This window comes from Enterococcus sp. AZ040 (genome assembly GCF_050499185.1).
In the GTDB taxonomy this organism is placed as follows: Bacteria; Bacillota; Bacilli; order Lactobacillales; family Enterococcaceae; genus Enterococcus_D; species Enterococcus_D entomosocium.
In genome coordinates, this window is the sequence record NZ_JBMHEW010000001.1 from 2195169 (window position 1) to 2208561 (window position 13393).

The following is a 13393-nucleotide window of genomic DNA, read 5'->3' on the forward strand; positions in this document are numbered from 1 at the left end:
ATTTCGAACAATAAATGGCCTGTTTGCTGCTTTTATTATGCTTCTGATTTACATGCATCCCGTGAATTTTAATTGTTTTCTTTTTTTCCTTCTATATTAATAAGGAATTTCTTACAAGTGCTCATGGGGTTTTATCATCTGTTTTTTTTAATGCTCGTTTTAGTTTTCGATTATGCCAAATCAGATAGGCGATGATCAAACATAAAACACCCCCAATCGATAGATAGAGAAGGATCGACGAAGCGGTTTCTTCAATACTGACATCTTGCTCGTTTCTTTCTTGCGCTTCTTGCCTTGCAACTTGGAATGTCGGCTCTCCCTGCCATTCTTGATCGGCTGCTTTGAGGGTCGCTTTTATTTCATACTCTCCTGATAGCAGTTCCTTTCCATCCAGCGGAAGTGCGTAATTCATTAATGCATTGGGCGCTAATTGGATCTCTTTTTCTCCTTTGATGGCTGTTGCTTTTCCTTCATGAAACACTTCATAAGCAAGCGTGGCTTTACTGAGATAATCGGCTGCTGCATTTTCCACCGCTACGATGATGACATTGCGGCGGTTGATCTCTTCCAAATGGGCTTCTTCAATTCGGACCGCTGGCGGGATGTCTGACTCTTTATTTCGGAGCAATACCGCCACTTCTCTTGCTAATAGGTTTTGAACATTCCCTTGAAATTCTTCACTGCCGGTTTGCTGTACGTATAGTCCCCCTGCCAAAATCCCATCAAATGATTTAGATGGCATCCGGACTGTCAAGGTGATTTCTTTTTGTTCATTAGGGGCTAATGAAAGTGTTTCATCACTCAAAGTAACGAGTTCTTCGATCGCGTACGGAGCAGAAGGCGTTGCTTCCTCATTTGCCCCAGAGTACTCAACGACGCCAGTCATGTTCGTGACCGCTCGATTAAACGATAGCTGTAGATTGATTGGTTGCTCGCTTTTATTGGAAACCATGACTGCTAGTTTTTCTTCTGCCTTGGGCTCCAGCAACAAATCATAGTACATCAACTCTTTGTCCCGCTGTGACTCCGGCAATTTGATTTGAACATCGAAGGTATCAAGTGAATCTGCTGCCCCCGTACTACTAGTACCAATTAAAAATAAGACCGTTAGAATACTTACTACCCAATACTGAAATCCTTTGCCTCGAAGTTTGTTCTGATGCATCCTGTCAGATCCTTTCTACACAAAATAGGAAAGAAAAATCAGCTAGCATAAAAAGCAGCCGCTTAGGCAAGCTGCTTTTTTTCTGCTAACTGTTAAGCAATGACTACTAACCTATGGGGTCGTCGGCGCACTGCTGATCGTCCAAACGAGGGTCGTTTGATAGGTTGCCGATTGTTTTTCCGTATTGGCTGGGATCGAAAGGGTAAATTGTTCTAGAGGCATCGATGTTTCACCGATCCCTTCACCAGCATTGGCGGTCAAGAAAGCATATTCATTGTTGATCGCCGCAAAATCAAGCTCGCCATTGGCAATATCACTGGTTCCGGTTGGCGGCGAACTTAAGTTGTTGGTCAATGTACCCGTATCTACCGTTAATACCGCACCGTCCAACGTACTGTCTCCTGCCGTAAATTGGGTTGCTTGCCGTACTTTAATTGCCCAAGAAGAGTTCGCCTGTCCTCGGTTATCACTGACTGCAACTGCCCCTCTTTGCAGCGTGGACCCATCGCCAGGTAGTCCAGTCCCATCCGTAGTAGCCACCCACGTTTCGCCATTTTCTGTTTGGATCTCATGGGCACCAAAATCTAAATTCGTTGGTAGCTGCGTATTGGGATCACTCCCGCCTTTATCCGGGTCAAACACGATGCCACCAGAGGTATATTCTACGACACCGGTCGTGTCGTCCGCTTGCACCGTGGTCACAATACTAAGGGCGGTCAATACCCCTAATGTGCCTATTACCGATTTCTTTGAAATCATTTTGCCATCCTCCTTTTTTTGATGCAAATGATCAATGTCAGACTAATGAAGAATCCACCTATTAAGGGCAGCCAAAAGTGATTGGTTTCAGCAAGCTGCGGCAGTGGTTCTTCTACGTTAGTGACCGTTTCTTGATTGGTTGGTGGTTCAATTTCTTCATCAATTGAATCACTGCTAGCTGTTTCCGTTGGTCCTTCATAAAACTCAATGTTGCCAGTCGTCGTATTGGCTACTGCTGATGGAACGAAACTGCAGAAACTGCCGATCATCAAAATCAGAAGCAGCACAAGGGAATTCTTTTTCATTCTGCTCTTCCTTTTCAAGGTGTATCAGAAACGGTCCATACGACTGTGGCGCGATACTGACCTTGAAATTTAGGTGTTTTCTCAGGTACAAATAAATTGAACTGGGAAAAATTAACAGTCAGTCCACCAGTCGATGCCGCATTTTCCAACGTCACCACATTTTTTTCGACATTTTGCTGCAGGGCAATCGTTGCATTATCAGGTAAAACCACTCGACCGTCTGTAAATGTCGAATTGACAGTTCCAAGCTGAACCCTTAATTCGGCAGCTGGCAATGTTCGCGTGCCATTGACCCAATTGGTGGATTGTCTGACCTTGACTTGCCATTTTTTCTGCCGATTGCGGGTATCATTGATCCGTAAAATCCCAGTTGTAGCAGCTGCGCTTTGATCGCCGTTGGCGGTTGCCCGCCACGTCTCACTCTTTTTCGTTTGAATGGCATGTCGGCCAAAATTCAGCTGAGTCGGTAGATTCGTCCGATCCATCGTCAGTGCTTCGACCATGAAATAAATCATGGTTTGGCGACTGCTGATATTTAGCGCACTAAAGTTCAAGAGATTGATGTCCGTCGGCTTTGCTTTCAAAACAGAAGCGGAAAAATTAGCTGTCCAATTTGCAGTCAACTGACCCGGACCTGAAAGTAACGTCGGAATTTGAACATCCGTTGCTCCTAAAACAGCTGCATCCGCCAGCTGTTCTTGGACAGTTGTCAAATCATTCAACGCTGAGTTCACGGTGCTAAGTAGAGTATTGAGCAACCCTTGCAGCAATGCGCGCACGACGCCGCCAATATCGATGCCGATCACTCGGATCTGGGTATTTTGAATCGCGGTACTTAAATTCCGTAGAATTTGCGGGACATTGGTTCCTAAGACGACACCAAGGTTCGAACTCATATTGGCATATAAAGCTTCTTTCTGGGTCGTAAACTGCAACGGACTGGTAAATTCAACATTCCCAATATTTCCGACAGTCTTTAGTAAAGAAATCTGCTGATTGATCGCTGTCAAATCGATTTGAACAATCCCAAGGTTGAGATTTAGTGAACTGGTCAAGGAATCAAGCGCTGTTAAGATCGCATTCAAAAGTGGGACATTGGCAATATTGACTGTGGTCGACGTCTTGATCGATGCGGATCCATTGGCACTAATGCTAGTTCTCAATTCTGCTGGGATCGCTAATAAAGCAAATTTATCTTCCCCACTGACATTGACAGAAGCGTTCAACCCGCCGTTGCCTTTAATAGAAAAAGTCACTGGTCGATTTGTCACGCTGCTTGGCCATGGAACGCTTACTGAGGTGCCACTTGTATTGGCACTCGTTAAATTGCTTAAAATCTCCACATCTAAAACATTCACTGCTGCTTCGGCTTTTATTGTCGTTGTTAAAAGATACAAATTGACGAAACTGATGCTGGTCAAAAAGAGAATTAATTGGCCGATCGTCCATTTGTAAAGACGTTTTTCCCTCCTTCTGCTTTTCATACCATTTCTAACCCTTTCTTTACGAAACGATGATCATTGCTTCAAAACTATTGTTCACTAGAGATACCAGCGGAGGATGTCCACTCCGCTGGTAAAGTCATGCTATTTTTGTTGGTCTTTTTTCTTTCTTGCTTTGAAGAACAAACCAATTCCTCCTACAACGAAGACTGCTGCCCCAATCAGTGAAGCATACCAAGTTCCTTCAGATCCCGTTTTCGGTAGGTACTTACTTCCCCACCAGCTTTGGTTGTTATTGCTGCCGTTGCCGTTGTTGTTCCCCCAACTGCCCCAGTTACCCCAAGCGCCGTTGCTTCCGTCGGTACCATTCGTTCCATTGGTACCGTCCGTGCCATTGCTACCGTCCGTGCCGTCGGTACCATCCGTACCATTGTCACCCGTTGGTACCACGATTGGTGTTGCTGCACTGCGGTATTCTCTGCCACCTGCTGTAACGATAGCCACAACGTTAAGGGTTTCTTCTGGTGAAACATCCTCTGGGTCTAATGTGATGCTGAAGGCACCATTCCCATTGGTCGTTCCAGTTCCGACAACGTCACCCGCTTCATTCAAGATTTCGATCGTCGCATTGGCTGGACCATTCCCGAAGACTGGATAGCCATCGGTAGGATTGCCAGTGATCGTGGCAACCGGTGCGTCAACCGTCAAGGCACTGACTACGGTCGTCGTCGGATCACTTAAGGTTTCGCCTTCGGCTAAAGCAAGAACCGTAACAGTTTCGCCTTCCGTCGCTTCCGCGGATAACTCAACATCCCAGTCACCATTTTGATCGGCGATCGTTGTGATTGGTCCTTCAGCCGCGAAGATGGTCAGGAATCTACTTGTTAACGGATCGCTGATGGTAACGGTGATCGTAGCACCTGGCTCACTCGTTCCGCTGATCGTTGTATCACCAGCCGTAACTGGGTCAATGGTTGGTGTATCTGTCTTGATGCTTTCATCATCGACAGGTACGACGATTGGTGTCGGATTACTGCGGTAGTCATCCCCACCAGCAGTGACGATCGCCACAACCGTTAAGTTTTCTTCTGGTGCGACATCCTCACTAGTCAATGTGATCGTATAGTCACCATTTTCATCGGTCGTGCCTGTTCCTACGACAACACCCGCTTCATTAAGAATTTCAATTGCTGCATTGGCAGGTCCGTTCCCACTTACTGGATAGCCATCTTGGGAATCCCCAGTAATTGACGCTGAAGGTGCGTTGACCGTGATGCCATTAACAACGGTCGTTGCTGGTTCACTGGTGGTTTCTCCTTCACTTTGCGCCACTGCTGTTACGATTTCATCTCGAGAAACTTCTGCAACTTCCACTGACCAATTTCCTGCTTCATCTGCTTCGGTTTCAACCGCTTCTTCTCCCGTTACCGTCACGGTGACCATCGATCCCGGTACAGCAGTACCAGTGATGGTCGTGTCACCAGCTGTGACTGGTTCGATGATTGGTGTGGCGGTTTGATCGATCGTATTCTCAACGGGCACTACGATTGGTGTGGCATTACTCCGATAGTCTTTGCCGCCGGCTGTAATGATCGCAACGACGTTCAATGATTCTTCAGGAGAAACATCTTCACCAGAGAGCGTGATCGTGTAGTTGCCATTTTCATCAGTATTGCCTGATCCAACGACATCCCCCGCTTCATTCACGATTTCAATCGCCGCATTTGGTGCTGCCATCCCCGTCACTGGATAACCATCCTCTGGATTGCCAGTGATGGAAGCGGTCGGTGCTGAAACCGTGATGCCATCCACACTCACTGTGATTGGTGCACTAGGGTCTTTTTCAGGGGATTGTGCCACAACAGTGACGGTATCACCCTCCGCAACTTCAGGTACCTCGACTGTCCAATTGCCCTCTTCGTTCGTTTCAGTTGTGATCGGTTCATTTTCACCAATCGTTACCGTCACCGTCGAACCTGGTTCGGCAGTCCCGCTGATCGTCGTATCGCCAGCTTTGACTGGATCGATCGTTGGTGTTGCAGTTTGTTGCTCTTCTTGATCCAAAGGTACCACGATTGGTGTCGCATTACTGCGGTATTCTTTGCCGCCAGCTGTCAGAACTGCGACGACTGTTAGGCTTTCCGCTGGTGCAACAGCTGTTGGTTCAAGAGTGATACTGTAGTTTCCTTCCGCGTCTGCGGTTCCTGAACCGACGATTTGTCCATCGCTATTCAAGATTTGTATGGTGGCATTGGCTGGTGCCGTTCCACTTACTGGATAGCCATCCGTGCTATTGCCTGTGATGGTTGCACTAGGAGCAGTGACCGTCAACGCCCCCACACCAACTGTTACTGGAGCGCTTGGCTCTTTGTCAGGTGATTGAGCCACAACAGTGACTGCATCGCCTTCAGAAACTTCTGGTACTTCTGCTGTCCAATTGCCTTCGTCATCCGTTTCAGCCGTGATTGGTTCCGCATCTGGTACAGTGATCGTCACGGTTGAACCTGGTTCTGCGGTCCCACTGATGCTGGTATCTCCTGCCGTGATTGGATTGATCGTTGGTGCAGCTGTCTGATCCACTACCGTATCTGCTGGTACGATGACCGCTGTTGGATTACTGCGATACTCTTTCCCACCAGCTGTTACGATGGCAACGACATTTAAGGTTTCTTCTGGATTGACAGTTTCAGCAGTTAAGTCCACTGTATAGTTGCCGTCTCCATCGGCAGTGCCTGTTCCAACGACTTCATTGTCTGCGTTCAAGATCTCGATCGCTGCATTGGCTGGTGCTGTACCAGTCACTGGGTAGCCATCCGTGCTGTTGCCGCTGATGGAAGCTGTTGGTGCTGCGACAGTCACTCCTTCAACGATGACAGTGATTGGATCACTTGGGTCTTTGCCGTCACTGTCTGCGACGACTGTGATGGTATCCCCTTCAGACAATTCAGGCACATCGACACTCCAGTTGCCCTCATCATCTGTTTCGGCGGTTTCTTCTGTGCCGTCAGGTAGTGTCACAGTCACAGTTGAGCCTGGTTCTGCCGTTCCGCTAACTGTTTCATCGCCTGCTTTGATTGGATCAACCGTTGGTGCCGTTGTTTGATTTTCACCCGGTTCAGCTGGCACCATGATTGGTGTCGCTGGACTACGATAATCTGTACCACCAGCTGTGACCACCGCAACTACCGTCAAGTTTTCTTCAGGAGAGACATTTTCACTGGTCAAATCGATCGTGTAAAGCCCTGCATCATTGGTCGTACCCGTTCCAACTGTCTCGCCAGCTTCGTTCAAGATTTCGATGGTCGCATTCGCTGGTCCTGTTCCGGTCACTGGATAACCATCGGCTGCATTGCCACTGATGGACGCACTAGGAGCCGCCACCGTTAATGCACCGACTGTGATCGTTGCTGGTGTACTTGGTGTTTCATTTTCTACTTCTGCTACTGCCGTAACAGTCGTCCCTTCGGAAAGCTCTGGCACATCAACTTGCCAATTGCCCTCTTCGTCAACTTCGGCTGAGATTGGGTCTTGCTCACCGACCGTCACGTTGACTATTGCTCCTGGTTCGGCTGTCCCGCTGATTTCTGTTGCGCCGGCAACTGCTGGATTGATCGTTGGTGTCGCCGTTTGATCCGCAGGTACCACGACAGCCGTTGGTTGACTACGGAAGTCATCCCCACCTGCTGAAACGATGGCAATGACACGGACCGTTTCTCCTGCTGATGCCTCTTCACTGGTCAAGGTAACGGTGTAAACACCATTCTCATTGGCCGTCCCTGTGCCAATTACTTGATCATCAGCATTTAAGATTTCGATTGACGCATTAGCTGGTGCTGTACCAGTTACTGGATAGCCATCTGCACTATTGCCAGAAATCGTTGCCGTTGGTGCTGCCACGATCAGCCCTTGCACCGTCACTGTTACTGGTAAACTTTCTGTTTTGCCGTCTGCCAAGGCAGTAACTGTCAAGACATCATCCAGAGAAACCGTCGGCACAGTTGCCGTCCACTCACCTTCGTCATTCGCTGCCACTGTAACAGTATCGCCGTTTGGTAGTTCAACCGTTACATCTGCCCCAGGTTCAGCCGTTCCGCTAACGGTTGTAGCCCCAGCAATCACTGGTGCGACAGTCGGTGCCGCTGTTTGGTCTTCTGCGTTATCTTCTGGCACCACGATAGTAGTTGCCGGACTGCGATAGTCTTGACCGCCGGCTGATACGATAGCCACCACGCGCAAGGTTTCTGCTGGTGAAACACCTTCTGTCAAGGTGATCGTATACTCACCGTCTCCATTGGCAGTACCACTGCCTACCACTTCATTGGCAGCATTTAAGATTTCAATGGTTGCGTTGGCTGGTGCTGTTCCTGTGACTGGATAGCCGTCAGTACTGTTGCCCGTGATCGTTGCGGTTGGTGCAGCCACGTTCAAGGCACCGACACCAACACTGATTGGTGCACTTGGGTCTTTGCCTTCAGCTTCAGCAACCACTGTGACCGTGTCGCCTTCTGAAAGTTCTGGTACGGTGACTGTCCAATTGCCTTCCTCATCCGTTTCGGCAGTCACTGGATCTTCTCCAGGAATCGTTACCGTCACCGTTGAACCAGGTTCGGCAGTTCCTCCGACGGATGTATCACCTGCTTGCACTGGATCGATCGTTGGGGTGGTCGTTTGGTCTGCTGGTACCACGATGGAGAGCGGCGTACTGCGGTACTCATCGCCGCCAGCTGTTACCACTGCCACCACCTGAAGTGCTTCTGAAGGATCAACATCGTCGCTGCTCAATGTGATGCTGTAAGCACCTTCCTCATTTGCTTCACCGCTACCAACAACCTCACCGGCTGCATTTAAGATCTCAATCGCTGCATTTGGCGTGGCCGTTCCGGTTACTGGATACCCCTCCGAACTATTGCCGCTGATCGCTGCTGTCGGTGTCGCCACAGTGAGTGGATTTACGACGACCGTAGCTGCATCACTTGGTGTTTCCCCATCAAGGGTCGCTACCACAGAAACAATTTCTCCTTGAGAAACCTCGGGCACAGTTGCCGTCCAATTGCCTTCGTCATCCGCTTCGGCAGTGACTGGCTCTGCGTCACCAATCGTGACTGAGACTGTCGCACCAGGTTCAGCCGTACCACTGATGGTCGTGTCGCCGGCTGTCACCGATTCAATCGTTGGGACTGCAGTTTGATCCAAAGGTACTGTGATTGGTGCAGCCGCACTGCGGTACTCTTGACCACCGGCTGTGACTACCGCCACCACCCGTAAGGCTTCAGCTGGAGACGCGTCATTACTCGTTAACGTGATCGTATATTGGCCTTCGTCATTGGCGGTGCCAGTACCTATGACCTCGTCATCGGCATTCAAGATTTCGATGGCTGCATTGGCTGGTGCCGTCCCCGTTACTGGGTAACCTGCGGTACTATTGCCGCTGATCGTCGCGGTTGGTGTAGCGATCGTCAACCCATTGACTCCAACACTGATCGGTGCACTTGGGTCTTTGTCTGGTGCTTGTGCGACCACTGTGACGGTTTCTCCTTCAGAAACTTCAGGAACTTCAACTGTCCAGTTCCCCTCGTCATCGGCTTCACCAGTAACAGGTTCTTCACCTGGGATCGTTACCGTCACCGTAGCGCCTGGTTCTGCGGTCCCACTGATCGTCGTATCCCCGGCATTGATTGGATCGATGGTTGGTGATGCTGTTTGTTCAAGCTCATCTGCTGGGACCGTCACCGGTGTGGCAGGACTGCGGTACTGATCTCCGCCTGCTGTAACGATCGCAACGACAGACAAGGTTTCTTCTGGTGCTGCATCGGATGGTGCGATGGTTACCGTATAGTTTCCATCCCCATCGGCTGTCCCAGTACCGATCACATCGCCTGACTCATTCAACACTTCGATCGCTGCGTTCGCTGGAGCAGTCCCCGTGATTGGATAGCCATCGGTACTATTGCCGCTGATGATCGCTGTTGGTGCTGCAACGGTGACTCCATTGACTCCAACGCTGACTGGCGCGCTTGGCTCTTTGCCTTCGGCTTCCGCAACGACTGTGACTGTATCATCACCAGAGACTGCTGGCACTTCCGCAAGCCAGTTTCCTTCGTCATCCGTTTCAGCCGTTACTGGTTCTTGACCGGTAATCGTAACAGTAACCGTCGAACCTGGTTCTGCCGTTCCGCTAATCGTGGTATCACCTGCTGTGACCGGATCGATCGTTGGTGTCCCTGTTTGTTCAATGTCTGCTGGTACCGTGATTGGCGTGGCATTACTGCGGTAGTCTTGACCGCCCGCTGTCACAACTGCCACCACCTGCAAGGCTTCTTCTGGCGTCACATCAGCTGGATCTAAGATGACGGTATAAACACCCGTGTCATCCGCCGTCGTGCTACCAACGACATCTCCTGCTTCATTCAAAATCTCAATTGCCGCATTCGGCGTGGTTGTTCCACTGACCGGATAGCCATCCGTACTATTGCCTGTGATGGAAGCGCTCGGTGCACTGACAGTCACACCATCAACGGTCACGGTAATCGGTGCACTTGGCTCTTTGCCTTCTACTTCGGCAACGACTGTTACCGTATCACCTTCCGTTAATTCTGGTACCGTCGCTTCCCAATTGCCTTCGTCATCGGCTTCTGCCGTGATCGGATCGCCTTCAGGCAACGTGATCGTCACAGTTGCCCCTGGTTCAGCCGTTCCGCTGACGGTCGTATCCCCAGCTGTTACTGGGTCGATCGTTGGTGTTTCAGTTAAATTTTCGACATCATCTGCAGGAACTACAAGCGGTGTGCCTGTACTGCGATAGTCTTCACCACCAGCCGTCACGATCGCTTCCACTCGTAAGTTGTCGCCAGCTGTCACCTCTTGAGGATCAAGGGTGATCGTGAAGTTGCCATCCTCATCAGCTGTTCCGCTACCAACGACATCTCCTACTTCATTCAAAATTTCAATTGCTGCATTGGCAGTCGCTGTTCCCGTTACTGGATACCCATCTGTGCTATTTCCGGTGATCGTAGCCGTTGGCGCCGCCACGGTTAAACCGTTTACACTCACGGTGATTGGTGCACTCGGATCTTTGCCTTCAGACTCAGCTACGACGGTCACGGAATCGCCTTCTGATAATTCAGGAACCGTTGCTTCCCAGTTGCCTTCATCATCGGCTTCAGCCGTGATTGGATCGCCTTCAGGAAGCGTGATCGTTACCGTTGCCCCCGGTTCCGCTGTCCCACTAACGGTCGTATCTCCAGCACTGACTGGATCGATCGTTGGTGTTTCCGTCTGCAGGATATCTGCAGGCACCACAACAGGTGTTGGGTTGCTTCGATAGGTTTCGCCGCCAGCGGTCACAACCGCTGTCACATTCAGGGTTTCTTCCGCGTCAACATCCGCTGGATCTAACGTGACTGTATAAATACCATTCTCATTGGCGGTACCTGTTCCGACAATTTCGCCATCCGCATTGGTGATCTCAATGGCCGCATTTGGTGCTGCGGTTCCAGTCACTGGATAGCCCTCTTGACTATTTCCTGTGATCGAAGCCGTTGGTGCGTTGACTGTTAAGGCGGACACGGTGGTGCTAGCCGGTTGGCTTGGCGTTTGTCCTGCTAGTTCGGCGATAGCTGAAACCGTATCGCCCTCTGACACTTCGTCCACATCAACACGCCAATTGCCCTCTTCATCGGCTTCCGTCACGATCGGATCTGCACCGTTGACGGTCACAGTAATCGAGGCACCAGGCTCAGCAGTTCCGCTGACGCTTGTATCCCCGGCAGTCACCGGTTGAATCGTTGGTGTTCCCGTTTGTTGCTCCGCATCGTCTGCTGGAACGACGATTGGCGTATTGCCACTACGGTAAGTTTGCCCACCGGCAGTGACGATTGCGGCAACATTCAAGTTTTCATTTTCTGCTACATCTGCTGGGTTCAACGTGATACTGTAGTTGCCGTTCTCATTTGCCGTACCAGAGCCAACGACTTCACCTTCGGCATTGGTGATTTCAATGGCTGCATTTGCTGCGGCTGTCCCCGTCACAGGGTACCCATCGGTACTATTTCCTGTAATCGAAGCCGTTGGTGCATTAACCACTGGTGCTGCTACCGTTGCCGTTGCAGGCTCACTCGCCGATTCCCCCTCAGCTTCCGCTACTGCTGTGACTGTATCGCCTTCCACCAATTCAGGGACATCCGCCGTCCAATTGCCGTCACCATCTGCGGTTGTTGTAATAGGTGCACCGCCGTTGATCGCCAATGTGATGGCTGCGCCTGGCTCAGCTGTTCCGCTGATCGTCGTTTCCCCTGCTGTCAATGGATTGATTGTTGGTGTATCGGTTTGATCTTCTGGTGTATCTGGCGCAAACCAAATCGAGTTATTGCCGTCAGCATCCGTAAATAAATCAATGGTGATCAAATCAAGTTGAGACATCGTTCCTTCGAAGCGGGCTTCATAAGGATTAGATGGATTCGCCACGCCGTTTTCAACCAATTGTGCATAGGTCGGACTGGTGACATTCGTTGGAATGACCACATTGGTTTGACCTAAAACAGATGCAGAAGCGATTTGATCTGCTAAATCTGTCGTTGCATTGAAGACTGTTTGTGCCGTTTCAACCGTTGCGTTTAAAGTGGCTTTAGCTGTATTAACGGTACTTTGTACCAACGTATTGATTTGACCGATCAAGGTACCGATGCCTGGAATCCCACTTGCACCATCCAAAATACTGACTTGAATCTGGGCTGCTTGTAAATTATCGAGAATTTGATTGATGCGTTGATTGATAACGATAAATAAACCATCATCCACATTGGCAATCAGGGCACGTTCGTTATCGGTTAGTCCAGCTGGAACTTCAAAATTCGCTTGGCCAAATTGTCCAAGTTGATTTAATAAGTCTAACTGGGTAGTGATTTCATCTAAGTTGACGGAAATCACTTGGCTAACATCCACGATTGAAGCCGCTGTATACAACGGATTTGGCAAGCCGCCAACGATTGTTGGCGGAATATCAAGTGCATCAGCTAAATTTTGATTGACGATTCCATCCACCGTGCTGATCAAGGTATTGACTGCTGGTGTGACTGTACCGATCAGTGTTTGCAAGGCTGGGAAATTCCCCAGTTGGAGTATCACATTGGTGGAAATCGATGCATTCCCTGCCGGTTGAACCAAACCAGTAAGGCCTTGAGGAACCCCAACAACCGCGACTTTATCCCCATTCAAGACATCAACCGTTACTGCATTCGATCCAGAAATCGAGAAATTGACTTGGTTCGTTGCACCAGGAGTTGCATAAGGTGCAGACGCACTCGTGCCTGAGTTATTAGACGCTGTGATATCTGAGAAAAGTTCAGCTGAAACCAAAGCAGCTTCAACCGTCGTTGGTGCCCATAACAAACTTGCTGGCACGACCACCGTACTTGTCAACAACATTCCACTGACAGTTAAATTCGCAATAATATTTTTCTTTGTTCGAACGCGTGTGTTTTTCTTTGAATCCATGAGCTTTTTATAATTAATGCCTTTCATTCATTCTCCTCCTGTTCGAAAAAAATTTAACCGACAAAAGATAAAACTGATGATCTCTGGAATCCTTCTTTCCCCCTTTAAAACCAGATGAAAATCTATTTCAACCCAACACCTAAAGGCATAGAGAGAAAACAAAAAGTAACCGATCGCAAAGCGAAGATTTTTTCGCATGCTTTCTGAAAAACCCAGTGATTTTTGTTCAA

5 protein-coding genes are annotated in these 13393 nt (G+C 49.4%); all 5 read right to left on the minus strand.

Annotation, left to right across the window (positions count from 1 at the left end; translation table 11 throughout):
* Positions 1-121 precede the first annotated feature (121 nt).
* Positions 122-1165 (minus strand): DUF916 and DUF3324 domain-containing protein, encoded by a 1044-nt coding sequence (locus tag IGK63_RS10150; protein ID WP_016613486.1) that lies wholly within the window; start codon positions 1163-1165, stop codon positions 122-124.
* Between the two features lie 111 nt (positions 1166-1276).
* Positions 1277-1924 carry a WxL domain-containing protein gene (locus IGK63_RS10155; protein ID WP_016613487.1) on the minus strand — a complete coding sequence of 216 codons (648 nt, stop codon included), beginning with the start codon at positions 1922-1924 and terminating at the stop codon, positions 1277-1279.
* The gene (locus tag IGK63_RS10160) at positions 1921-2229 is read right to left on the minus strand and encodes a hypothetical protein (protein ID WP_016613488.1); all 309 of its coding nucleotides are present in this window, start codon (positions 2227-2229) and stop codon (positions 1921-1923) included. Before IGK63_RS10160 ends, IGK63_RS10155 begins: the two co-directional genes overlap by 4 nt.
* A gap of 14 nt (positions 2230-2243) precedes the next feature.
* Entirely contained in the window at positions 2244-3713 is a 1470-nt protein-coding gene (locus IGK63_RS10165) for an adhesive domain-containing protein (RefSeq protein WP_016613489.1), read from the minus strand.
* A gap of 102 nt (positions 3714-3815) precedes the next feature.
* Entirely contained in the window at positions 3816-13190 is a 9375-nt protein-coding gene (locus IGK63_RS10170) for an Ig-like domain-containing protein (protein WP_016613490.1), read from the minus strand.
* Between the last annotated feature and the right edge of the window lie 203 nt (positions 13191-13393).